This is a genomic window from Pseudohoeflea suaedae (genome assembly GCF_004354915.1).
Lineage (GTDB): Bacteria > Pseudomonadota > Alphaproteobacteria > Rhizobiales > Rhizobiaceae > Pseudohoeflea > Pseudohoeflea suaedae.
This window is the reverse complement of record NZ_SMSI01000004.1, coordinates 173,105-197,203: the sequence shown is the minus strand read 5'-3', so window position 1 is coordinate 197,203 and position 24,099 is coordinate 173,105. Positions and strand designations below refer to the sequence as shown.

Annotated in this window: 21 protein-coding genes; 7 read left to right on the top strand and 14 right to left on the bottom strand. The window is 61.8% G+C overall.

From position 1 onward, the window contains the following. Positions 1 to 63: 63 nt before the first annotated feature. From E2A64_RS16910 to E2A64_RS16900, 3 genes are all read right to left on the bottom strand, one after another. Positions 64 to 732, bottom strand: a complete 669-nt coding sequence (locus tag E2A64_RS16910) for a class GN sortase (RefSeq protein ID WP_133285692.1) — start codon at positions 730 to 732, stop codon at positions 64 to 66. Continuing rightward, positions 732 to 3,095: a marine proteobacterial sortase target protein gene (locus E2A64_RS16905; RefSeq protein ID WP_133285691.1), complete on the bottom strand. Its 2,364-nt coding sequence runs from the start codon at positions 3,093 to 3,095 to the stop codon at positions 732 to 734. The genes E2A64_RS16910 and E2A64_RS16905 overlap by 1 nt, the downstream gene beginning before the upstream one ends. Positions 3,096 to 3,227: 132 nt before the next feature. Further along, positions 3,228 to 4,181: an EAL domain-containing protein gene (locus E2A64_RS16900; RefSeq protein WP_133285690.1), complete on the bottom strand. Its 954-nt coding sequence runs from the start codon at positions 4,179 to 4,181 to the stop codon at positions 3,228 to 3,230. A gap of 210 nt (positions 4,182 to 4,391) precedes the next feature. On the opposite strand from E2A64_RS16900, the gene E2A64_RS16895 reads away from it, so the two are divergent. After that, positions 4,392 to 5,594, top strand: a complete 1,203-nt coding sequence (locus E2A64_RS16895; protein ID WP_133285689.1) for a pyridoxal phosphate-dependent aminotransferase — start codon at positions 4,392 to 4,394, stop codon at positions 5,592 to 5,594. Between the two features lie 412 nt (positions 5,595 to 6,006). On the opposite strand, the gene E2A64_RS16890 is transcribed toward E2A64_RS16895, so the two are convergent. Next, positions 6,007 to 6,903 carry a LysR family transcriptional regulator gene (locus tag E2A64_RS16890; RefSeq protein ID WP_133285688.1) on the bottom strand — a complete coding sequence of 299 codons (897 nt, stop codon included), beginning with the start codon at positions 6,901 to 6,903 and terminating at the stop codon, positions 6,007 to 6,009. Between the two features lie 59 nt (positions 6,904 to 6,962). Next, entirely contained in the window at positions 6,963 to 7,937 is a 975-nt protein-coding gene (gene trxB / locus E2A64_RS16885) for a thioredoxin-disulfide reductase (protein WP_133285687.1), read from the bottom strand. Positions 7,938 to 8,196: 259 nt separating this feature from the next. On the opposite strand from trxB, the gene E2A64_RS16880 reads away from it, so the two are divergent. Continuing rightward, positions 8,197 to 8,667 (top strand): Lrp/AsnC family transcriptional regulator, encoded by a 471-nt coding sequence (locus E2A64_RS16880; RefSeq protein ID WP_133285686.1) that lies wholly within the window; start codon positions 8,197 to 8,199, stop codon positions 8,665 to 8,667. A 160-nt stretch (positions 8,668 to 8,827) separates the two neighbouring features. Here the strand turns inward: E2A64_RS16880 and E2A64_RS17855 are convergent, their stop codons facing one another. Continuing rightward, entirely contained in the window at positions 8,828 to 8,983 is a 156-nt protein-coding gene (locus E2A64_RS17855) for a hypothetical protein (protein ID WP_158285794.1), read from the bottom strand. Positions 8,984 to 9,099: 116 nt separating this feature from the next. Between E2A64_RS17855 and E2A64_RS16875 the strand changes: the two genes are divergently transcribed. Together E2A64_RS16875 and E2A64_RS16870 are read left to right on the top strand one after the other, a co-directional pair. Next, positions 9,100 to 9,915: a glycosyltransferase family 2 protein gene (locus E2A64_RS16875; protein ID WP_158285793.1), complete on the top strand. Its 816-nt coding sequence runs from the start codon at positions 9,100 to 9,102 to the stop codon at positions 9,913 to 9,915. After that, complete coding sequence (locus tag E2A64_RS16870; protein ID WP_158285792.1) at positions 9,912 to 10,703, top strand: glycosyltransferase family 2 protein; 792 nt, start codon at positions 9,912 to 9,914, stop codon at positions 10,701 to 10,703. Before E2A64_RS16875 ends, E2A64_RS16870 begins: the two co-directional genes overlap by 4 nt. Before the next feature lie 13 nt (positions 10,704 to 10,716). Here E2A64_RS16870 and E2A64_RS16865 read toward each other — a convergent pair whose 3' ends face one another. The 4 genes from E2A64_RS16865 to greA form a co-directional block, all read right to left on the bottom strand. Further along, positions 10,717 to 11,772 carry a glycosyltransferase family 4 protein gene (locus E2A64_RS16865; protein WP_158285791.1) on the bottom strand — a complete coding sequence of 352 codons (1,056 nt, stop codon included), beginning with the start codon at positions 11,770 to 11,772 and terminating at the stop codon, positions 10,717 to 10,719. Position 11,773: 1 nt separating this feature from the next. Beyond that, on the bottom strand, positions 11,774 to 12,730 hold the full coding sequence (locus E2A64_RS16860) for a glycosyltransferase (RefSeq protein WP_133285682.1): 957 nt from the start codon (positions 12,728 to 12,730) through the stop codon (positions 11,774 to 11,776). Beyond that, positions 12,715 to 13,776 carry a glycosyltransferase family 4 protein gene (locus E2A64_RS16855; protein WP_244598346.1) on the bottom strand — a complete coding sequence of 354 codons (1,062 nt, stop codon included), beginning with the start codon at positions 13,774 to 13,776 and terminating at the stop codon, positions 12,715 to 12,717. The genes E2A64_RS16860 and E2A64_RS16855 overlap by 16 nt, the downstream gene beginning before the upstream one ends. Positions 13,777 to 13,848: 72 nt before the next feature. After that, positions 13,849 to 14,325 carry a transcription elongation factor GreA gene (gene greA / locus E2A64_RS16850; RefSeq protein WP_133285681.1) on the bottom strand — a complete coding sequence of 159 codons (477 nt, stop codon included), beginning with the start codon at positions 14,323 to 14,325 and terminating at the stop codon, positions 13,849 to 13,851. 342 nt (positions 14,326 to 14,667) lie between these two features. On the opposite strand from greA, the gene E2A64_RS16845 reads away from it, so the two are divergent. Further along, positions 14,668 to 15,213 (top strand): NADPH-dependent FMN reductase, encoded by a 546-nt coding sequence (locus tag E2A64_RS16845; protein WP_133285680.1) that lies wholly within the window; start codon positions 14,668 to 14,670, stop codon positions 15,211 to 15,213. Between the two features lie 75 nt (positions 15,214 to 15,288). Here the strand turns inward: E2A64_RS16845 and E2A64_RS16840 are convergent, their stop codons facing one another. From E2A64_RS16840 to E2A64_RS16830, 3 genes are all read right to left on the bottom strand, one after another. Further along, on the bottom strand, positions 15,289 to 15,936 hold the full coding sequence (locus E2A64_RS16840; protein ID WP_133285679.1) for a DUF1236 domain-containing protein: 648 nt from the start codon (positions 15,934 to 15,936) through the stop codon (positions 15,289 to 15,291). A 234-nt stretch (positions 15,937 to 16,170) separates the two neighbouring features. Continuing rightward, entirely contained in the window at positions 16,171 to 17,049 is an 879-nt protein-coding gene (locus E2A64_RS16835; protein ID WP_158285790.1) for a glycosyltransferase family 17 protein, read from the bottom strand. A gap of 210 nt (positions 17,050 to 17,259) precedes the next feature. Further along, the gene (locus E2A64_RS16830; protein ID WP_133285677.1) at positions 17,260 to 17,718 is read right to left on the bottom strand and encodes an SRPBCC domain-containing protein; all 459 of its coding nucleotides are present in this window, start codon (positions 17,716 to 17,718) and stop codon (positions 17,260 to 17,262) included. 93 nt (positions 17,719 to 17,811) lie between these two features. Between E2A64_RS16830 and E2A64_RS16825 the strand changes: the two genes are divergently transcribed. Continuing rightward, positions 17,812 to 19,056: a putative DNA modification/repair radical SAM protein gene (locus E2A64_RS16825; RefSeq protein ID WP_133285676.1), complete on the top strand. Its 1,245-nt coding sequence runs from the start codon at positions 17,812 to 17,814 to the stop codon at positions 19,054 to 19,056. Continuing rightward, the gene (locus E2A64_RS16820) at positions 19,056 to 20,510 is read left to right on the top strand and encodes a UdgX family uracil-DNA binding protein (RefSeq protein ID WP_133285675.1); all 1,455 of its coding nucleotides are present in this window, start codon (positions 19,056 to 19,058) and stop codon (positions 20,508 to 20,510) included. Before E2A64_RS16825 ends, E2A64_RS16820 begins: the two co-directional genes overlap by 1 nt. 10 nt (positions 20,511 to 20,520) lie before the next feature. Here the strand turns inward: E2A64_RS16820 and carB are convergent, their stop codons facing one another. Then, the gene (gene carB, locus E2A64_RS16815) at positions 20,521 to 24,003 is read right to left on the bottom strand and encodes a carbamoyl-phosphate synthase large subunit (RefSeq protein ID WP_133285674.1); all 3,483 of its coding nucleotides are present in this window, start codon (positions 24,001 to 24,003) and stop codon (positions 20,521 to 20,523) included. Positions 24,004 to 24,099: the final 96 nt, after the last annotated feature.

Below are 24,099 nucleotides of genomic sequence, written 5' to 3'. Positions count from 1 at the left end.
GTCCCTTAGCGAAATAGTGCGCCTGCCGGGCGAATAAAGAGACCTGCGTCAGGAGGGCGCGGTTCAGCGCGAAGCGATCAGGCCGTTCGGCGGCGAGGCCAAAGGCGGCAGCGTCGTCTCGTCGTCGACCCGCTCTGCGTCGACGATATAGCGCAGCGGCCCGCGTTGCGCGGCATCGAACGGCCAGCAGGTGGCGAGCGCCATCCAGTGGCCGTCGCGGTGTGGGTCGATGCCACTGGCATCGCTGCGGGCGATGCGCGCCGAGCGAACGATGAAGGTCGCCTTCGCTCCATCGCGCCGCGTGACGTCGATGAAGTCGCCGGGTCTGACTTCCCTGAGCCAGTTGAAATGGGTGTCGCGATGGGCCGCGATGACCGAGGTGCCTTCGTCCCCCGGCCTTGCCGTGCCACCGATGAGGGCGGGGCCGAAGGCAAGCGCTTCGCCTCCTGCGTCCGAGAGGACGATGTCGGATGTGCCCAGCCTGCGCGCGGTTAATCTTGCTTCGGTGGTGAAGTCGGCCCATGGCCAGGGGCGGGTGGCTTCGGGCTTGCCAATGGCGCGTGCGAAACTGGTTTCAAGCAGTGTTTGCGCAAGCGCCGCCTTGGCATGGATATAGAGCCCCTTGAAGACCAGCGCGCAGCCGGCGAGCGCGATGAGGGCGACGAGGATGAGAAAGGGCCGGCGAACCCGCGCGGGGCTCGCCGGCTTTCTCCCGGAAACGCGCATACGCATTAATCAGCGCGCTCCCGGGTAGAGACAGTCTCCGGCGCGAAGGTGCTCCAGAGCAGGCGGGATGCCACGAACAGCATCACCGCGAACAGGATCATCAACAGACCGATCATGATGTCGCGGCTGGCGAGTGTGGCCGTCTGCGGCAGCACCACCATGTTTCTGTTGGCGCTGGCCGCAACCGCCTGCGCGGCCTCCGCCGTCGGTGCCGCGGCAATCATCCGTGTATCCGCCACGGCCATGAGCCGGTTGGCGCCAGCCTGTGCCTTCTGCATCGGAGCGGGGGAGGGAAGCGCGGGCTGTTCACCGAAGACGGCATCGAAGTCCCAGCCTGCCGGCAGGTTGAGGGGCACCTTCGCCGAGCCCAGTGGCTCTCCGTCAGGACGCGAGGGCGTGACGTCGACCGCAACCAGACTGGTAAGCCGGCTGACCAGGTGATGGTCGAGCGCAATCGTCTCGATCCGGCGGTCGAGCGCCTCGCTATCGCGCGTCGTCAGCCGCTCCGTCTCGAGATCCGCGATCGTTCGCCGCGCCCATAATTTTCCGATACCCGTCGCCGGAGCGGCCTTGTCGAGCGGCAGCTCCGCCCGCCAGGGATTGCCGGCGATCTCGCCGGTCAGCCGGATCGCGCCTTCCTTGATCTCCTCGGGCAGACGTGCCGTCAGCACGACCGGCTCGCCGAAATAGAGGTCGGGGATCGGATCCGGCGAGATATCGCCCGTGATGCCGCCTTCGAAACTGGCCGTGACATCGCGCATGGCCGGGTTTTCCAGCTTGGCGAAGAGAGCCTTCATCTTCTCGCCGATCTCGGCTTCGGAACCGACATGAGTGAAGGTTCCCCGGCCGACTTCGGCCGCACGCGTCATGAAGAAGGAATTCGGGGCCGAGCCGATGCCGACGGTGAAGACGCGCGCCTCGCCGCGATCTTTCGTGATCGTCTCGAAGAGCTGGTTCTCGTTTCCGATTGCGCCATCGGTGAGGAAGATCACCTGACGCAAGGCGCCCTTTTCGACGGGCCCCTGGTTCTCAAGCGCTTCACGGAGAGCGGGGAGCATCTCGGTGCCGCCCTCGGCGTCGAGCTTGCGAACGCGGGCGATGGCGGTCTCGCGTCTGTCCGGCGTGGCCGCGACGAGGCCGGGGAAGAAGCTTTCATAGGTGTCGTCGAAACGGATGATGTTGAAGCGGTCGCGGGCATCGAGCCGCGAGATCGCAAGCGCCAGTGCTTCACGCGCCTGACGGATGGAATCGCCCGCCATCGAGCCCGAATTGTCGATCACGAAGATCACTTCGCGGGCGGGCTTTTCGGCATTGTCGACCGAGGGTGGCGTGAGGAACGCCATGAGATAGGTCTGGCCGTCCACCACCTGCCGGAAGAGACCCGCAGACGGAACGGCGCCCGCGGCGGAATTCCACGCCATCTCGAAATCGCGGTCGGCGGGGACGCTGTCTTCACTGAGGCTGTAAGTCCGGCTGCCGTCGGAATTGTCCGTCTCGCGCATCGCGTGATAGGGCGTCCTGACCTCTCCGACCGGGAAGCCCGCATCGAGGTTGACCGTCAGGCTGACCGGATTGGTCTTGGCGTTCTCGCGCGGATCGAGCACGGGGGCGGTGATCTTGTCCCGGTCCGGTACCGGGTCGGTGACGGCGAAACCGCTGCCCCCCTTGAAGTCGACCGTCTGGACGATCGGATCGGGATTGTAGCGGGGCGCAACCACCATGGGGAAGCGGAAGGAGAAGGCGCCGTCGCTCATGCGGACGGTTTCCTGATACTCGATCTGCACCACCACCGTTTCGCCGGGTCCGATATTTGCGACCTGGTTGGTGAAGATGTTGGGCCGCTGCTGTTCGAGAAGGGCGGTCTTCTTGCCTTCGGCCTTCGCCTTCTCGTAAATCTCGCGGGCTTCCTGGCGCGGCTTGATACGGCCTTCGATCATGCGTTCGCCAACCTGCATCTTCAACCGGTCGACGGCGGAGCCTTCCGGCAACGGGAAGACATAGGTGCCCTCCACCCAGCCCTCGGTCGGGTTCATAAAGCGCTGGGTGACTTTCGCACGCAGTATCGGCCCGTCGACGTCGATCGTGACATCGGTCTTCAGGCGCGGCGCCTCCACGAAGAAGCCCGGCTCCTTCGACGGCAACAGGAGCGAACCCGAATTGACGTCATTGGGCCGGACCAGCCCGGCAAGGCGGGGGACCGCCGTTGCCGAGGTGTAGGCCGTGGTATCGGATGTGTCGGCATCTGCGCTCGATACCAGTATCGCAAACATTGCGAGGCACGCCGCGAGTGCGAGCGCCGCAAAACGTGTCATGCGTGCCCGTATCACCCGTTGCGGCGTGGCGAGCAGGAAATCGTCGTCTTCCAGCATGTGTCCATTCCCATCCAGTTTGGCCCCGGGGAACAGAGAAAGCGGAAAACGGGACCTCAATCGGACCGGATTATGGCTGCTCAGGTCTTTTATCGTGGCCGGATTGTGTCGGCCTGTTAACCTTCGTGAAGATCAGCGCGAGCGGCGGCCGAACGGGGCGTTGCGGCGCTTCGGCCCCGCCGCCGCGGATGGTTCTTCGGGAAGGCGGGATACAGCCGATCGCTCGAGGTGAATGTGTCGTCCGGCCTCGCCATCGGCATCCGGCGACAGTTCCGGCTGTGCCGCCGGCGAGGTTTCGGGGAAGCGGACATTGAAACTGGTCGGTGTCAGTTCAGGCCTGGCCAGAGCAAAGCCCTGCAGGAAGCTGACGCCGATCTCCTCGCAGAAATTGACCTGCTTTTCTTCCTCGAGCCCTTCGAACAGGCTCGCCATTCCCTTCTCCCTGAAGGTCTGCACCATCTCCTGCAACACCATCTTCCCGTCAGGTGTCTCGACGAAGCGGTGAACCCAGGCGGCATCGAACTTGACGATATCGGGACGAAGGCGCTCGACCCGCTGGAGATCGGACTCATGGGCGCCGTAGTCATCCACCGCGATCTTGAAGCGCGCGTCGCGCAGTCTTTCCACCATGAGCGACAGCAGCGATTCGTCGCTGCCCTGCTCGGTGATCTCGCAGACGACCGATCGCGTGGATACACCGGTTTCAGCGCAGAGCGAGGCGAAGCCGGATACCTCGTAGTCGATATCCGCCGCGCTGGCATAGAAGGAGGGATTGAAGTTGACGAAGAGGCCCGCATTGGGACGGTTGACCCGGAGCAGGTTGCGCAGGTGAAGCCCGCGGCACAATCTGTCGACATGAAGCGCGTCATCGTCTTCCACCGACTGGAAGAACTGTCCCGGTGATACGGGCTTTCCTTGCCTGTAGGGGCGGATGAGACCCTCGAAAGCCTGGATGATCAACTGGCCGGACCGGGATTGGCTGAATATCGGCTGGAAGGCGGATTTCAGCACATAGGGGCCGTGCGAGGTAGTGATGCCACCCAGCTCGTCGTCGATGAATTGTGGCTCTTGCCACTGCGAATGCATGCGGGACCTTCCCGGTTAGTCACGTCAGATTATTGTATATGCCGGTTGTAACCTATTGTAAGTGCGAATATTTGCGCATGACATAATTTGCGTGGGAAGTCGAGCGACCCAGATGCCGCTTGCGCGACCGCGGGAGTTGGGACATACAAAAGCGCAGCCGTTTCAGGCTTTCGCGAGCCGAACAAATCCACCAGCAAACCGGAGCGAAAAATGGCCCTTCTTGCCGACGCCCTTTCCCGTGTGAAGCCCTCCGCCACCATCGCCGTTTCCCAGAAAGCGCGCGAACTCAAGGCACAGGGACGCGATGTCATCAGTCTGGGAGCAGGGGAGCCCGATTTCGACACCCCGGACAACGTCAAGGAAGCGGCGATTGCAGCCATCCGCCGCGGCGAGACGAAGTATACCCCGGTCGCAGGCATCCCGGAACTGCGCGAAGCAATCGCGAAGAAGTTCAAGCGTGAGAACGATCTCGACTACAAGCCCTCGCAGATCATCGTCGGTACGGGCGGCAAGCAGATCCTCTTCAACGCATTCATGGCAACCCTGAATGCCGGTGACGAAGTCATCATTCCCGCGCCCTACTGGGTGAGCTACCCGGAAATGGTCGCCATCTGCGGCGGAACCGTCGTCGAGGTTCCCACAACGCTCGAGAACAACTTCAAGGTTGTCGCCGAGGATCTCGAAAAGGCGATCACGCCGAAGACCAAGTGGTTCATGTTCAACTCGCCGTCCAACCCTTCGGGCGCGGCCTATACGCATGACGAGCTGAAGGCGCTGACCGATGTTCTGGTCAAGCATCCGCATGTCTGGATCCTGACCGACGACATGTACGAGCACCTGACCTATGACGGGTTCAAGTTCGCCACCCCGGCACAGGTGGAGCCGTCACTCTACGACCGTACGCTGACGATGAACGGCGTGTCGAAAGCCTATGCCATGACCGGCTGGCGTATCGGCTATGCCGGCGGTCCGGCCGAATTGATCAAGGCGATGGACACCATCCAGGGCCAGCAGACCTCGGGTACCTGCTCGATCGCGCAGTGGGCAGCCGTCGAGGCGCTGAACGGTCCGCAGGACTTCATCCCGGCCAATAAGGAAGTCTTCAAGGGGCGCCGCGATCTCGTGGTTTCGATGCTCAACCAGGCCACCGGCATCAACTGCCCGACGCCGGAAGGTGCGTTCTACGTCTATCCGTCCTGCGCCGGCGTGATCGGCAAGAAGACGCCGGCAGGCAAGGTGATCAAGACCGACGAGGATTTCGTCACCGAGCTTCTGGAAGCGGAAGGCGTGGCTGTCGTTCACGGCTCGGCCTTCGGTCTGGGCCCGAACTTTCGCATCTCCTATGCCACCTCCGAGGCAGCGCTCGAGGAAGCCTGCAATCGCATCCAGCGTTTCTGCGCTTCGCTGAGATAAGCCTCTCGCGAATTGCTGAAATCAGGGCCGGTCCGGGTCTCCGGGCCGGCCTTCTTGTTTCTGCGAACCTATGACGGAGAACCGGGAGGCGGGATTGTTCCATGCCGCACCGGCGAGGATGTGCCGTCGCGCTCCGGGCTGCTAATGGTCAAAAAAAAGGCCCGGCGCAAATGCGCGGGCCTATAAGGTGTGAAGGTCAAAACCTCCAGAGGGGAACAGCTCATGCGGCGGCACTGGGAGGAGTGACCGCCAAAGGTGCATCAGCTGTGTGCGATATGCTGATTTCATGTGCATAATACAATAGCCTGTGAAGCATGACTGATATGCAATTGATGCATGGTTGAGTTTGTCGCACCCTTTTTATGCATGGGACCCCTGAAAGTACGGGGTTTTTTAACCAAATGGTCGGATTTCAGTAGTTCCAGTTCCGGGCCTTGTTGATAAGAAAGTCGCGGAAAACTTTCAGCTTGGCCGCATTCCGCATCTCTTCGGCATAGCAGAAATAGGTGTCGAAGGTCGGAAAATCCGCGGGAATCGCGAGTCTGACGAGGTCGTCATCGCGGTTGATCATGTAGTCGGGCAGCATCGAAACGCCCGCGCCGTTGATGGTGGCGCGGCGCACGGCGGCCAGATTGTTGATCTGCAAATGCGCGGGGCGGGGGTTGTCCGGCGTGCGGCCGGCCCGTTCGAGCCAGGTAAGTTCGTGAAGATAGACCGGTGCGGGCTCACCGAAAGTGATCAGCCGATGGTCGTCCAGATCCTTGATCGTCTTCGGTTCGCCGTAGCGTGCAAGATAGGCCGGTGACGCATAAATGTGCAGGTGCACCGTGAAGAGCTTGCGCTGGATGAGGTCGGACTGTTGCGGCTGGCGGAGCCGGATGGCGCAGTCGGCCTGACGCATGTTCACGTCCAGTTCCTCGTTGTCGAGGATAAGCTGAACCTGCATGTCGGGATAATGCGCCTGGAACTCGTGAACCTTCTCGGTCAGCCAGCCCTGGCCCAATCCCACGGTCGTGGTGATCCTGAGTTTGCCGCTCGGCTTCTCGCGGGTTTCGGTGAGCTGGGTCTTGACCATCTCGAGCTTCATCAGAACCTCGTGGGCGGTCTTGTAGAGAATTTCGCCCTGCTCGGTGAGAATGAGGCCGCGTGCGTGGCGGTGGAACAGCTTGGTGTTCACCTCGGTCTCCAGCGCGCTCACCTGCCGGCTGATCGCCGATTGCGAGAGGTGGAGGATCTCCGCGGCGTGCGTAAACGAACCCGCCTCAGCGGCCGCATGAAAGATGCGCAGCTTGTCCCAGTCCAGTTGCATTGTACCAGCTCCCCTCGAGCCGGGCCGGCACCCCCACGTGCCGAACCGTGTTTGGCCGCCTATTCTGCGGCTTCTGCGTGTGTTCCCAGACCTGCCAGATAGCGCTCGGCCTCGAGCGCTGCCATGCAGCCCATTCCGGCAGCGGTGACCGCCTGGCGGTAGATATCGTCGGTGACGTCCCCCGCCGCGAAGACGCCCGGAATGTCGGTTGCGGTCGAATCCGGCGCCGTCCAGAGATAGCCGTTCGGCTTCTGCTTGAGCTTGCCTTCGAACAGTTTTACCGCCGGTGCGTGGCCGATTGCCACAAACACCCCGTCGATATCCATCTGCGATATCTCGCCGGTCTTGCGGTTCTTCAGCTTCACGGCCTTGACCGCGGGCGGCATCGGGCCGACCGGCTCGCCGCCGACGAATTCGGCGATTTCGGAATTCCAGACGAAATCGACATTCTTCTGGGCGAAGAGGCGCTCCTGAAGGATCTTTTCCGAGCGCAGCGTGTCGCGGCGGTGAACCAGCGTCACCTTCTCGGCAATGTTGGAAAGATAGAGGGCTTCCTCGACTGCGGTATTGCCGCCGCCGACCACGATGACGTGCTTGTTGCGATAGAAGAAGCCGTCGCAGGTGGCGCAGGCCGATACGCCGAAGCCCATGAAGTCCTTCTCGCCGGGAATGCCCAGCCATTTGGCCTGCGCACCGGTCGAGATGATGAGTGCGTCGCATGTCCAGGTCGCGCCGGAATCCGTCCTGGCGGTGAACGGGCGGGTGGTGACGTCGACTTCAGTCACCAGATCGGTGACGATCTCGGCGCCGACATGTTCAGCCTGGAGCCGCATCTGTTCCATCATCCACGGTCCCTGGACCGGATCCGCGTAACCCGGGTAGTTTTCGACGTCCGTGGTGATCATCAGCTGGCCGCCCTGTTCCATTCCGGTGATGATCACAGGGGTGAGCATGGCGCGCGCGGCATAGATCGCGGCAGTATAGCCGGCGGGGCCGGAGCCGATGATGAGAACGGGAACGTGACGGGTCGTCATGACTTTCTTCCTGTCTGGATACGGGCAGCGCCCGCATGTTGCCGGCACGGGTTCGCGTGGCCGAGAGGATGGCGCATTTCCACCAATTTAGGAATTCCGGAGCCCGCTATTCAAGCCGCAGCGCAGGGTTACCAACAGGTGAGGGCGTTCATTGGTGCTTGCGGGTAGACAATTGCGGCTGCCGACGCAATAAAGTTTCGCAGATTGCCCGAAAGTTCTGCCATCGGAGGCCGGCTCGGGCGGATGACAGGACGCATGCATGTTCAAGGCCGAGCTCGACGATATCGATTTTCGCATTCTCAAGGAATTGCAGGCCGACGGCCGAATGACGAATGTGGAGCTGGCGAACCGGGTCGGCATCTCGGCGCCGCCGTGTCTGAGGCGCGTTCGCAAGCTCGAGCAGGCGGGCATCATCCGCGGTTACCGGGCGCTGATCAACGCACCCGCGCTCGGCTACGATCTCGTCGCGTTCTGCATGGTGGGGCTGAAGCACCAGTCCGATGCCAACCTCAAGAGTTTTGCCGCCGCTTCGCGCGATTGGCCCATCGTCCGTGAAAGCTGGATGGTTTCCGGCGATTCCGACTTCCTGCTCCACTGCGTCGCGCGCAATCTCGGCCATTTTCAGGACTTCGTCGTCGAACAGCTTACCGCCACCGAAAACGTCGATACCGTGAGGACAATGCTGACCATTCGAAAGGTCAAGGATGACGGCCTCGTGGACCTGAAGTGACGGGCGGCGGAAGGGATCCGGACAGGACAGAAAATTGGCGGAAACCTCTTCTATCATGGAGTTCACGCGCCACTCCCGCTCACGGGCAGGGAGCATCATTTCCGCTGCATCGGGGTATCCACGTCCCGAAACACGGCGCTACGGGTGGGCTATTGTGATATCACGTTGCGATCACGGCGCTCGAAAGACGGGTGAAGGCGGTGAGAGATCTTGAAGCCCGGGCGCGGATCGTGGCGTCGAGTGAAAAGAATACGATGTCCTTGCGAATAAACAGAAAATTTTGTCCCGCTGTGAACTCGCCATTGTTGAGTTTCATCCGCGCCTATATGAAAGCGCCCGACGAACCCTTCAGGATTTCATGTCACTGGCCGATGAGGCCAGCCTGAAGCAATTGGAAATCAAAGACAACAGCATGGCTCTGGTTCGAAAATGATGTCTGCGACACCTTTCTCAATCGTCCTGGTCACCTTCAACAGTTCCGCCGTGATCGGCGCCGCATTGTCGTCCATTCCTTCCGGCCATCAGGTCATTGTCGTCGACAATGCGAGTTCCGACAATTCGGCGGAGATCGCGGACGAATACGGGGTAACGGTCGTTCGTCTCGACACCAATCTCGGCTTCGGGACCGCCTGCAATCGCGGTGCAGACCTGGCCAGGCATGAGCGACTTCTGTTTCTCAATCCCGACGCGGATCTCGAGCCGGAAGCGCTCGACATCCTCGGTGCGGCGTTCGACAAATATCCTCATTCGGCCGGTTTCAATCCGCGGTTGCTTAATAGCGATGGAACCCAGTTCTTTCGACATCGCACAATGCTGATGCGTCGCCCTTACTGGAGGCGGCCGGCGCTGCCTCTGAAAGATCGCCCTGTCGTCATGCTGAGCGGGGCTGCACTTGCGGTCCGCAAGCAGGTTTTCGACGAGATCGGCGGCTTCGACGAAGCCATTTTCCTGTTCTACGAGGATGACGATATCAGCGTGCGTATCCTCAAGGCCGGATACGGGCTTCACTACATTCACGATTCCGTCGTGCGCCACATGCAGGGCAAGTCGTCGCCGGCTACCCCGGAAATGAGTTCCTTCCGTACCTATCATGCCATGCGCGCGAAGAGGTACGCGATGAAGAAGCACCGGCGGCCTTTCTTCAGATGGTTCCGGGTACTTGCCTTGAGCTACCGTGCGATGCGCTATCCCCAGACGTCGCCGAAAGGTTCTCGCGCCCGCGCCCACCTCAAGGCGCTCCTGGAGTGACCCATTCCGGCGCTTTCATTCCGGTCTCGGTATTCATCATCTGCTTCAACGAGGAGCGCGTGATCGAGGCAAGTCTTCGGGCATTGTCGCGTTTCCAGGAAATCCTGGTAGTGGATTCCGGCTCAACGGACCGCACCGTCGATATTGTCGAGGGACTGAGTAGGGATGGGCTGCCGGTTCGGCTGATCCACCACGACTGGACCGGTTTCGGTGCGCAGAAACAATTTGCGCTCGAGCAGTGTTCCCTCGAATGGGCATTCAATGTCGATGCCGACGAGATTGCGGAGCCGACGCTGGTCGATGCCATCGCGAAAAACGTGGCGTCTCCTGGCGAGAACGCCGGTTTCTCGGTTGAGCGGCGACATTGGGTGCCCGGCTATGGCTATGCCCATCCGTGGGTCAAGCATGACCGTATCGTGCGGCTGGTAAGGCGGGCAAAGTCGTATTACGACACCAAGCAGACGATCCATGAATCGCTGCGTGTCGATGGTGCGACCGGCAGGGTCGCGGGCGGATATCTGCTGCATGCCAGCATCATCGCTCCCGCGCTGGAATTCGAGAAACAGAACTCCTATACGTCCCTGAAGGCAAGCGAGCGCTCGGCGCGGGGAAGACGGACATCTCCGTCGAAAATGCTGACTGCGCCGATCGGCTATTTCGTGAAATTCTATCTGCTCAAGCGGTATTTTCTGTGTGGATGGGGCGGGTTTGCCATGGCTGCCGGCGCCGCGTCCTATGCCTACCAGACCGAATACAAGAGTTGGCGTGCCGGTCTGGACCCGCGCTAGGCACGCCTCCCGGTCACCTGTCTCCGTCGAGGACCTGGCGGTAAAGAGCGCGGTGCGCCTCCAGAACGGGCTCTAGAGCGAATTTACGTCGGGCCCATGTTCGTGCTGCCGCTCCCATTCCGGCCCTGAGTTCGGAATTGCGGATCAGCCGCGTCAGATTTTCCGCAAAAGCATTTTCATCACCGGTCGGGGACAGGAAGCCAGTCTCACCGTCGCGAACGGCGTCGACCGTTCCTCCGGCCGCAGTCGAGACGACAGGTATCCCACAGAATTGAGCTTCGCACAGGAAGGAGGCGAGACCTTCGACCCGCGAGGACAGAACCGCAATATCGGCGGCCGCCATCGTGCCGGAGATATTCTCCACCCAGCCGAGAAAAGAAACATGCCTGAGGTCGAGACTGCCAGCCAACGACTTCAATCTGCCGTCCATGCTTCCGGTGCCTGCCATCAGCAAACGCGCTTTCAGGCCTGCCTCTTCCACCTGCTTCCATGCCTTGAGGAGAACTTCATGATCCTTCTCGGGGGATAGTGCAGCTGCGCACAATACCATCACTTCATCCGGCGCGACGTCACGCCGGTCCGCGATTGCGCCGGCAAACCGCGGCGCATCGACGGCATCTGGAATGATGTGGATGCGGCTCGGATCGACCCCTGCCTTCAACAGTTCCTCGCTCGCTGCGCGCGATACGGCTATGACGGCATCGGCGGCGCGAAACTTCCAGTGTGAGCGGATCGGATAGGCGGATCGGCGTGAGATGACGAGAGGAACCTGCGTGCCGAAGCGCGCCAGCAAGGCGGTTTCCGCGCTCTTGCCGCAATGCGCGTGAATGAGATGCTTGCCCGGCGAGGTCAGCATCTTCCGACGCAGCGACCATGCTGCGCGCGGGGCGGTGAGTCCGAAACGCGATGCGGTGACCGGTCTTTCGTCTCGCATCCGCCTTTCGAGTTCCGAGCCCCGGCGCACCATCAACATCTGGTCAGATTCCGTCTGGAGCCCGGTATAGATGAGGGCAAGCTGGTTTTCGCCGCCACGCCATCCCATCTCTGCCGAAAGATGCAGGAGCGTCATGTCAGCGGGCCTCGAGATACGGTCCGAGCGCGCTGATGAGTCGTTCCGGAAATTCGGAGCAAATCCTGTTCGCGGCCGCACGTGCCCTTTCCCCCAGGGCCTCCAAATTCGTTTCCGGTGTATCCAGGATGTCTGAAATCGCTCGCTCCAGCGCATCGGAATCGACGAAGAAATTGGTGCCCAGATGTCTGGGTTCGGTGCGCGCGTAGGGAACCAGGATGCCGGTTTCGCAGGTCACCAGTTCGTTCATGGGCGGGGCGTCCGTCGTCACTGTCACCGCGGCGGTGGACATCGCCTCGATGATGTAATGCCCCCAGCCTTCCGAGCGCGACGGGCAGAGGTGAATGCCGCAGGTGTTCTGCAAGCGTTTGAGCTCGCCGTCGTCGAGATAGCCGGAATAGAGGGTGACATTGTCGGGCACCACCTTCGGCGCATTGTCCTTCTTCTGCACCAGAACCAGTTCAGGCCATTCCGGATGCCTTGTCCAGAGATCCAGAATGTCCTCCGTGCCCTTGAGCGTCGAGCCGCCAGCGAGGTGAAAAAACCGACGCCAGTTTTTCTCGACCGCCGCTTCGTGACGGTCGGGGGACGCGAAGCCGCAGAAGGCCGATTGTTTGCCGAGATTGGAGAAGATTTCCGCAGCGTGCCGGCTCTTGGCCAGCACGAAGTCTATGCGTCCGAGCTGCCCGACCAGCCGTCTCGGATAGCGCTCCTGGTTCGGAATGAGAATATTGGTTCGGCCGGCGGAAAGCCAGACCGGGGCCACGCGTTCCAGATGAAAGACCAGATCGAAGCGCTTCGTGCCCAGAACGCGGTCGAAGAGGCTGCGATTGCGGGTTGAAACGCCGACGGAAACTCCGTTGGCTTCGAGCGCCGATTTGAGTATCGCGGTGTCCTGGGTCAAGCCGTAGGCATTGTCACGGGCGACGATCAGCGCTGTTGTCACGACTGCGCCCATAGCGCCTCATAGACCTTTGCAAGTCCTTCCGCTTCCCGCCGGAGCGCGAAATTCTGGTGCACCCGCCGATGGCCGGCCTTTGCATGCGCTGCAGCCAGTTCCGGATCGGCGAGATAGGTCTCGATCGTGCGGGCGAGGGCGGCCTGGTCGCCGGCGGGAACGATGAAACCGGTTTCCCCCTCGTCCACGATATCGCAATAGGCGCCGGCATCGGAAGCGGCGACAGCGGTTTCCGAGGCCATGGCCTCAAGCGGGGTGAGGCCGAAGCCCTCGTTGCGCGAAGGCGCCACGCAGAGGCTCACGCGTCTCATCCAGGGTTTGACGTCCGGCACTTCGCCCATGAAGAGAATGCGTTCGTGCAGGCCCGCCGCATCCACTTTTTCCTGTAGTTCGTCGCAGAAGCCGCGATTGTCGGAGGTCACGCGTCCGAAGACGAGGCCGGTCCAGTCTGGATATTTCGGCAGGAGATCGATCAGGGCAGAAACGTAGAGATCGGTGCCTTTCTGATGGCGCACCCGGCCGAAGCAGCCGATTCCGTATTTGCCCGGAAGTTCGGTGCGCGACCAGTCGCGCTCTTCATCGGACGGCGGATGGAAGGCTTCGAGATCGATCCCGTGCGGGATGATCGTATGCGGCACTTTCAGAAAGGCCGCCGACCGGCTCGACGTGGTCACGACCGCATCCATCTGGCGGATCAGCCATCTGGTGTAACGGGTGTGTCTGCGTTGCGCGGCTGACGTGAAAACCAGTTTGAGCGGGGCGCGCAGGATGTTCCTCAGGAACAGGCCGGCCAGCATCTCGGTGTTGCGCCGCGCGTGCCAGATGCGGAAGGGCTTGTCGCGCGGGGGCTTCAACAGATCGGGGATCTGCGACAGGCTGATCGATGGCAGGGAGGCGGGGAGGCCGGGGCCGATGGTGGCGACCCGGGTTCCGGCCGTACGCTGCTCGGGAACGACCTGGATGATGGTCGATGTCACCCCGGAGAGGCGCCGCTTGAAGTTTGGCGCCACCACTTCGACGTCTCGAATGTCCATGAAGTCGGTCATGGCGCTCTCATTCAGCGTCTGTCATACGGAGATTGCCGCTTCCCCGGTCATTCAAAGGTCCCGAGCTTTCGCTCAGGACCACTTCACGTCGAGAATTTCGTACGCCTTGGAGCCGCCGGGGGCAACCACTTCGACCGAATCGCCCACTTCCTTGCCGATCAGCGCGCGCGAGATCGGCGAGGAGATCGAGATCTTGCCCTGCTTCACGTCGGCTTCCTGGTCGCCGACGATCTGGTAGGTCTTTTCTTCCTCGGTATCCTCGTCGACGAGGCGGACCCGGGCGCCGAACTTCACGGTAGTGCCGGACATCTTCGACGGGTCGATGACCTCGGCGCGGGAGACATAATCCTCCAGTTCGCCGATACGGCCCTCATTGAGGCTCTGGGCTTCCTTGGCAGCGTGATACTCGGCATTTTCCGACAGGTCGCCATGGGCGCGAGCCTCGGAGATGGCCTCGATGATCCGCGGGCGTTCTTCCTGCTGACGCCAGCGCAGTTCCTCCTGCAGCTTCGTGTAGCCACCCTGCGTCATGGGTACCTTTTCAACCATTTGGTCTTTCCTCTTTGCCTCTGGTCCTGCTGCGCGGTTTCCCCCGGCGCGCGGACACAAAAATGAACGGCTCGCGAAGCGGTCACTTCGGAGCCGTTCCATGTTTCCTGATCCCATCCTAGCAAGTTCGCAGACGGAATTCACTCAAAAATTCAGCAATCAGTCCGAACCAAACCATTTTCGTCGTCGGGCTGAACCGGGGCTCTATAGGCCGGCCATCGGCAGATAGGATTGCATGCCGCCCCATTCAAGGCAGCGGATGACAGTTGCCGCCCATCATCTTGCAGCGCAGCAATCCGCCACTATTTTAGCGGATATCGAAAATCCAACCAAGGTAATGCAATGCACAAGGTTCTCGTTCTCGTCGGGTCGCTGCGAAGTGGCTCGATCAATCGCAAGCTCGCCGGCGCGCTGGAAAAACTGTCCTCCGACCGGTTGGCCTTTACCTATGCGAAACTCGGGGATCTGCCGCTCTACAATGATGAATTGTGGAATGATCCGCCCGCCGCGGTAACGAAGCTGAAGGCCGATATCGAGGCCGCGGATGCGGTTCTCTTCGTGACGCCGGAATATAACCGGACCTACAGCTCGATCATTGCGAATGCGCTGCACTGGGGCTCACGCCCCTATGGAAAGAATTCGTGGTCGGGCAAACCCGCCGCGATCACCGGTGCCTCGCCGGGAGCAATCGGCACCGCTGCGGCACAGGCGCTGCTACGCAGTGTGGTGCTGCACCTCGATTCGGTCGTCATGGGTCAGCCGGAACTTTACCTTCAGGTGAAGGAAGGCCTGATTGCCGACGACCACACGATCACCAACGAGGGCACGGAGAAGTTCGCTTCCGGCTGGATCAACGCCTTCGCCGACTTCATCGACAAGCACAAATAGGCAGTCTGTAACATTCCCGAAACAGAAAACCCCGCGCCATCGGCACGGGGTTTTCCTTGACGGTTCGCTACGCTCTTAGCGGTAGACGTAGACGATCTGGCGTGTGTCCGGGGCCACGAGCACTTCCTGGCCGTTGACATAGACATAGCGGTACTGGGCATCGGGCACGTCGTACAGGCGAACATCCTGCGGGACCGTGCTGCCGACCACGACTTCACCGTCGAGATAGACCTGATCGACCGGGTTGGCCTGGATATAGGTGCGGGTTTCCGGCGTCGGATCGACCGCGCCGCCGATTGCGGCACCAGCCGCGCCACCCACTGCAGCGCCGACCGGACCTGCCACGAGGGCACCGGCAACGGCACCGGTCGCACCGCCGGCGAGCGCGCCGTCGGGGCCATCATAGGTCACGACAGGGGCGCCGATGGTCTGATAGTTCTGGTAGACGACGGTCGGCTGGCCGGAATAGTCGGCCACCAGATATTCGGAGTAGGCCCAGCCGCTGGTGCCGTTGATGGTCACCTGGCACCACTTCGAGTTCTCGATGCAGCCATCGAGCGTTGCGGCCTGGTTGTTGCCGATCACCGAAGTGACGGGATAGTCGGGGCCGGGACCGGCGCGGACGTTGAGGTCGGTGGTGGCTGTTACCGACATGGCTGCGAATGCCGGAACTGCGAAAAGCGTGAGAGCCGAGGCGCCGAGAAGCGTTTTGGCGAGGGTCATGAGCGTGTCTCCGTTTGTTATCGTTGGTTGACGGGAAGGAGAACGGAGTTCCCGGCATTTCGTTGCCCTAAGTATCGAAATATCACTATGTTGCCATATTTCGCCTGCGCTTCCGCACGGAGCTCGCGGCAATCGCCTCCGTCCTGCAAGCGCCGGCGATCCTGCGCGCACGGCTGAGCCGTCGAGCGAAGGGCCACAGCGGAGATCGCGCCTGCCGCCGGTTTTCATGGCTTCTCAGAAATGTTTTCTCAGCCAGGTGCGCAACCGCTTGGGCGCCGCCTTTCGCCGAACCTTCCTCAACGAAGCTTCGACCGACGCCATGTCGAGCAGCCGCACATCTGCGGGGGCGCGGTGAGCGGCGATGAAATCGGCGTCGAACTCGGCATAGCCCGAAGGCAAACGGTCGAGACGCCCCCAGACGTCGCGACGGTCAAAGATATCGCGACCTTCCTTGATCTTGGCTTCGAAGCTCGCGCGGTCTACGCCCTGATAGGAATGAAGCTCGGTATGGGAGAATTTCGCGAGCTTCGCATAAATCCGTTCCACACCGCCGAGATAGCTCAGGTGCAGTCCCGCATCAGGCATCAAGCCGATATGCTCGTTCATCTTTCCGTCGCGGATATCCTGGAACGTGAGCCCATATTGTCCGATCTGGCTTTTGCGAAACAGAACCGGACGTTTCCAGACAGGACGCGTTTCGCTGATGTAATCGACGTAGAAATAGCACATCAGCAGACAAAGCAGGGCAGGTCTCAGCTTCCGCGGGGAGAGAACGCTCGGAAACGGAATCTCGTCGATGTCCGAGAGGAGGATGAAGTCGTCATTTTCAGCTTCGTCCAGGACAGCCATCAGCGCATTGCGTTGGGCATATTCCACTTTCCAGCTATCGCCGCTTGCCACTGCCTCCGACAGGTCACAGACCGAATGGCGGATCTTGTGCCGGATCGTTTCGGGGACCCGTAGCAGATCGAATGTCGGATTGCGCAAGGCACCTTGAAAGGTGTGCGAGCCTTCCATGATGAAGAAGGTGTCGACGACAGGCGCCAGCATGGCAATTCGCTGATAGACCAGATCCTCGTCGTCATAGATGAAACAGTCGAAAAGTCTCGACATGCGACCTCCCCACATCCCGGTGTAAGAGGGGTGGGAAAGGTCGAGGTCGACAGGCCCGCCGCCTTACCGTTCTGCCTGTTGCCTTAGCTGGCGACGTGGGGCTGCACAATGCATCGGAGAGTCATGAAATGTGGATATGTTGGATTTGGTCTCTTCTGAGGATCGACGTAGCCAAACCTTCGACCTGATCGGCGTGATCGCTCCCGGAAGTCAGGCCGGCCTCTTCGCAGCAGGGTGAACGATCATTGCCAGCCGGTCGAGATTCTGCTCGTTGGCGGCGTGGAGGAATTTTTCCATCTCCTCGTTCTCCTCGGTGCGATCGAAGATCATCAGCCATTCGATGCGCGAGCCGTCGGGGTGGTCGGAGAAGGTCATGTCGAGCGTGAAGACGTGCACGGGTTCATGATGCCTGGCGACAATGCGCCGGCCGTCGTCGATCTCCTCGAATGTCCAATGGTTCTCGAAATCGGTGCCGTTCGAGGCTGTCATGGTGATCAGCCACATGCCGCCCGGCTTGAGGTCGAAAACGCTGATCCGATTGGTGAAGCCGTGCGGTCCCCACCATTCCGCAAGCTTGGCCGGATCGGCATAGGCTGAGTACAACGTCTGGCGGTTGACCGAAAAGGTCCTCTCGTTGCGGATTTCGATCCAATTTTCTGCCTCGGTCATTCTCACCATCCTGTTTGTGCCGGTTCGTCGGCAACCTCATGCCAGAAGTGAAGGCGACTTGACAAATGCTCCGGAACATATAGTGAACATTGTATGAGAAAATCGCTTGCCCGCCGCCTGGCCATTCTCTCGGATGCCGCAAAATACGATGCCTCCTGTGCCTCGTCCGGAACGCAAAAGCGTCATTCCGGTCCGGGGGCCGGACCAGGAGGAGGTCTCGGCTCCACCGAGGGTTCAGGGATCTGTCACGCCTATGCGCCTGACGGACGCTGCATTTCGCTGCTCAAGATCCTGATGACCAATTTCTGCATCTATGACTGCGCCTATTGCATCAACCGGTCATCGAGCAATGTGGAACGTGCCCGTTTCACACCCGACGAGATCGTCTGGCTGACGACGGAATTTTACCGGCGCAATTATATCGAGGGTCTGTTTCTCTCCTCTGGCATCATTCGTTCGTCCGACGATACGATGGCCGAGATGGTGAAGGTCGCCGAGGATCTGAGGGTCAAGCACGATTTCCGCGGTTATATTCATCTGAAGACCATTCCCGAAGCTTCGCCGCATCTCATCGAGAAGGCCGGTCTCTTCGCTGACCGGCTGTCGCTCAACATAGAGCTGCCGACCGATCAGGGATTGTCGCGATACGCGCCCGAAAAGAAGCCACTCGGCATCCGCCGCGCCATGGGCGACCTGCGGCTGAAGATCGAGGAGGCGCGCGAGCCGACGCTGCAGACCAGACGGCGCAAGAAATTCGCGCCGGCAGGCCAGAGCACGCAGATGATCGTCGGCGCGGACGGTGCTAATGACGCCACCATTCTCGGCTCGTCGGCCCGGCTCTATTCAAGCTACAGCCTGAAGCGTGTCTACTATTCCGCCTTCAGCCCCATTCCCGATGCGTCGAAATCGCTGCCGCTGGTCAAGCCGCCGCTGATCCGCGAGCACCGGCTTTACCAGGCCGACTGGCTTTACCGGTTCTATGGCTTCTCGGTCGACGAGATAACGGAAGGTCGCGAGGATGGCATGCTCGATCTCGACCTCGACCCGAAGCTCGCCTGGGCGCTAGGCAACCGCGACCGCTTTCCCGTCGATATCAATACCGCCGACCGCGAGATGTTGCTGCGGGTGCCGGGGCTCGGCCAGAAGGTGGTGAAGTCCATCCTGTCCGCCCGGCGCCAGCGCAAGCTGACACTCGAGGATCTCAAGCGTCTTGGCGCCTCGCTCAGAAAGGTCAAACCCTTCGTGACGGCAGGCGGCTGGAGCCCGATCCGTCTCGTCGATCGCAGCGACCTGCGCGACATGTTCGCGCCGCAGCCCGAGCAACTGGCTCTGTTCTGATGCGCCGGATCCAGATCGAAGGGCAGGGCGATTTCGACGAGTGGCGCAATGCCGCCCGCGCTCTCCTCGCCCAGGGGGTCTGGCCCGACGATGTCGCCTGGCTGAGCGCCTGGGAAGATCCCGGCCTCTTCGGGGAGGGCGAGGTTCCGGTGATGCCGGAGGACGGGGCGCGGATCACCGTGCCGCGCAGTTTCGCCGAGGCCGCCGAGGCGGCGATCTGCCATTCCGACGAGAACCGCTTTCCGCTGCTCTATCGCCTTCTCTGGCGGCTGCAATCCAGCCGCGGTCTGATGCAGGACCGCGCCGACCGCGACGTCGCGGAGCTGAGCCGGTTCGTCAAATCGGTGCGCCGCGACAGCCACAAGATGAAGGCTTTCGTGCGCTTCAAGGAGCTCGATACCGGCATGAACGGGCGCAGGCGATTTGCCGCCTGGTTCGAGCCGGATCATTTTATCGTCGCCCGCACGGCGCCGTTCTTCGCGCGGCGCTTTGCCGACATGGACTGGCTGATCGCCACGCCCAAGGGAACGGCATCGTGGGACGGCCAGAACCTGGCCATCGACCCGACGCCGGCGAGCAAGCTCCGCCATACCGACGAGGCCGACGAGTTATGGCGGATCTATTTCTCCAACATCTTCAATCCGGCCCGCCTCAAGGTGAAGGCGATGCAGGCGGAGATGCCGAAGAAATACTGGAAGAACCTGCCGGAGGCGCAGCTCATTCCCCAACTGATCGCCGGCGCGGAGGAACGCGTGCGCGCCATGGCGGCAGCCCAGCCGACCCTGCCGCCCGTATTCCACGAGCGGCTGCAGGCCGAATGGGAGGAGGAGAAATCCCGCACGCTCGTCACGCCGGCGGATGCGGGCGCGGCACTCGCGCAGGAAATTTCCGCCTGCAGGCGGTGCCCGCTTCACGGCCCGGCCACCCAGGCCGTCTGCGGGGAAGGGCCGCTCGATGCCGAGATCATGCTGATCGGCGAGCAGCCCGGCGACCGCGAAGATCTGGCCGGTCGCCCCTTCATCGGGCCGGCGGGGCAGGTTCTCGATGAGGGGCTGTCACAGGCAGGTCTGGCTCGTGACCGGCTCTATCTCACCAATGCGGTCAAGCATTTCAAATACGAGCCGCGCGGCAAGCGGAGGCTGCACAAGCGGCCCGATGCCGGCGAAGTGCGGCATTGCCGCTGGTGGCTGGAAAAGGAATTCGAGCTCATCCGCCCGAAGATCGTCGTCGCGCTCGGCGGGACCGCCTATCAGGCACTGACCGGCGAGACCAAGCCGATGGAGGAAATCCGCTCCATGCCGATCCCCGTCGACGAAGGCCGCATGCTCTTCGTTACCGTTCACCCGGCCTATATCCTGCGCATTCCCGAGCCCGACAAACAGGCGCGGGAGAGACAGCGCTTTCACGAGGACTTGCAGGCGGTTGTCAGGCTGCATGCGGCGCAGGCAGCCTGACTGATTGGTCTCAGAAGTAAGCCTGGAGCGGCTTGACTTCGAGATTGCCGGCGCGAAGGGCGGCAATGGCGCGGGCCGCCGAAAGCGAGCCGGCCATGGTGGTGTAGTAGGGCACCTTCTGCATCAGGGCGGCGCGGCGGAGCGATTTGGAATCCGAGATCGTCTTGGCGCCTTCCGTGGTGTTGATCACCAGCTGAACCTGACGGTTGCGGATCGCGTCCTCGATGTGCGGACGGCCTTCGAGCACCTTGTTGACGCTCTCGACCTCGAAACCCTTCTCGATGAGGAAGCGGGCGGTGCCGCGCGTCGCCATCAGCGCGAAGCCGTTCTCGGCGAGGATGCGGACGGTCTCGACCACCATTTCCTTGTCGTCGTCCTTGACGGAGACGAAGACCGTACCCGAGCGGGGCAGGTCCACGCCGGCGCCGAGCTGGCTCTTGGCGAAGGCGAGCGCATAATCGGTGTCGAGGCCCATGACCTCGCCGGTCGAGCGCATTTCCGGTCCGAGCAGGGTGTCGACGCCGGGGAAGCGGGCAAAGGGGAAGACCGCTTCCTTGACCGCGATATGCTTGAGCGCCTTGTGGTCCGGAACGTCGCCGTAAGCGGCGAAGGCGGATGCGAGCTTCTCGCCGGCCATGACGCGGGCTGCGACCTTGGCGATCGGCGCGCCGACCGTCTTGGCGACGAACGGCACGGTACGCGAGGCGCGCGGATTGACTTCGAGCACGTAGATGGTGCCGTCCTTGATGGCGAACTGGACGTTCATCAGGCCGCCGACATTGAGCGCCCTGGCCATTGCCCGGGTCTGCTCTTCGAGTTCGGCAACCACATCGTCCGTGAGAGTGTGCACCGGCAGCGAGCAGGCTGAATCGCCCGAGTGGATGCCGGCTTCCTCGATATGTTCCATGATGCCGGCGATGTGGACGCTTTCGCCGTCGCACAGGCAGTCGACGTCCACCTCGATGGCGTTGGTCAGGTAGCTGTCGAAGAGCAGCGGATTGCTGCCCAGGAGTGTGTTGATCTGGCCGGTCTTGTCGTTCGGGTAGCGTGCCTTGATTTCTTCCGGGACGAGTTCCGGCACGGTGCCGAGCAGGTAGTTCGACAGGCTCTGATCGTCGCGGATGATCTGCATGGCACGGCCGCCGAGCACGTAGGAGGGGCGGACGACCAGCGGGAAGCCGATCTGGGCCGCGACCAGGCGCGCCTGCTCGACCGAGTGGGCGATGCCGTTCTTCGGCTGCATCAGGCCCAGCTTGGTCAGAAGCTTCTGGAAGCGGTCACGGTCTTCGGCGAGGTCGATCGCGTCCGGCGCGGTGCCGAGGATCGGGATGCCTGCCTTTTCGAGCGCTTCTGCGAGCTTCAGCGGCGTCTGGCCGCCGAACTGGACGATGACGCCGACCAGTTCGCCGCTCGCCTGCTCGGCGCGCAGGATTTCCAGCACGTCTTCGGCCGTCAGCGGTTCGAAATAGAGGCGGTCGGAGGTGTCGTAGTCGGTCGAAACCGTTTCCGGGTTGCAGTTGATCATGATCGCTTCGAAGCCCGCATCCTTGAGCGCGAAGGCGGCATGGCAGCAGCAATAGTCGAACTCGATACCCTGGCCGATCCGGTTCGGGCCGCCGCCGAGGATGACGACCTTCTTCTTGTCCGAAACGAAGGCCTCGTCGGCGAGCTGGCCGAGGAAGGGCACTTCGTAGCTCGAATACATGTAGGCGGTGGGCGAAGCGAATTCGGCCGCGCAGGTGTCGATGCGCTTGAAGACCGGATGGACGTCGAGCTCGGCGCGGACCCTGGCAATGTCGGCAGCCGACTTGCCGGTCAGGCTGCCCAGGCGCGAGTCGGAAAAGCCGCGGGCCTTGAGCATGCGCATGTTCTCGGCATCGGTCGGCAGACCGTGCTCGCGAACCCGTGCCTCGAGTTCGAGGATCTCGGCAAACTGCTCGAGGAACCACGGATCGATCTTGCAGATCGCATGGACGTCGGCGACCGACATGCCGAGCCGCATGGCCTGGAAGACCATGCGCAGACGATCGGGCGTCGGCGTGGCAATGGCGGCCTTGATGGCGTTCTCGTCGTCGCCTTCGCCCAGGCCCGGGATCTCGATCTCGTCGAAGCCCGTCAGCCCGGTCTCCAGACCGCGCAGTGCCTTCTGGAAGCTCTCGGCAAAGGTACGGCCGATGGCCATGACCTCACCGACGGATTTCATCGCCGTTGTCAGCGTGTTCTCTGCGCCCGGGAATTTCTCGAAGGCGAAGCGCGGGATCTTGGTGACCACATAGTCGATCGACGGCTCGAACGAGGCAGGCGTGGCGCCGCCGGTGATGTCGTTTTCCAGCTCGTCGAGCGTGTAGCCGACGGCAAGCTTGGCGGCGACCTTGGCGATCGGGAAGCCGGTCGCCTTGGATGCGAGCGCAGAAGAGCGCGACACGCGCGGGTTCATCTCGATGACGACCAGACGACCGTTTTCCGGATTGACGGCGAACTGCACGTTCGAGCCGCCGGTCTCGACGCCGATCTCGCGGAGAACCGCGATCGAGGCGTTGCGCATGATCTGGTATTCCTTGTCGGTGAGCGTCAGCGCCGGTGCGACGGTGATCGAATCGCCGGTGTGCACGCCCATCGGATCGACGTTCTCGATCGAGCAGATGATGATGCAGTTGTCCGCGCGGTCGCGGACGACTTCCATCTCGTATTCCTTCCAGCCGAGAACGCTTTCCTCGATCAGGACCTCGGTGGTGGGCGAGGCGTCGAGGCCGCGCTCGATGATGTCGAAGAATTCGGAGCGGTTATAGGCGATGCCGCCGCCGGTGCCGCCGAGCGTGAAGGAGGGGCGGATGATGGCGGGCAGACCAACTTCGTCGATCGCGCGCGCCGCGAGCGCCATGGCGTGATCCATATAGCGCTGCTTGCGGTCGACCTCGCCGAGGTTCCACTGGTTTTCCAGCTCGTCGAGAGCGGCGTCGAGGGCGTCACCCGAGAGTTCGCCGCGCAGACGGGCGCGTTCGGCCTCGTGCTTCTTGCGGTCGACTTCCTTGATCTCGGTGGCGTTGGCGAGGAATGATTTCGGGGTTTCGAGACCGATGGTCGCCATGGCTTCGCGGAACAGGGCGCGGTCCTCGGCCTTGTCGATGGCATCCGGCTGGGCGCCGATCATCTCGACATTGTAGCGCTCGAGCACGCCCATGCGGCGGAGCGACAGGGCGGTATTGAGCGCGGTCTGGCCACCCATGGTCGGCAGAAGCGCATCCGGGCGCTCCTTGGCGATGATCTTGGCGACCACTTCAGGCGTGATCGGCTCGATATAGGTGGCGTCGGCCAGTCCCGGATCGGTCATGATGGTCGCAGGGTTGGAGTTGACCAGGATGACCCGGTATCCTTCCTCCTTCAGCGCCTTGCAGGCCTGGGTTCCCGAATAGTCGAACTCGCAGGCTTGACCGATGACAATGGGGCCGGCTCCGATGATCAGGATCGACTTGATATCTGTACGTTTGGGCATGGGAGCGGATCCATCGGTCATGCGGCCGCGTGTGTGCCGACACGGAATTCGCTCCATGCGACAGGGCGGCCGGGAAAAATGTCAGGCTAGGCGGGC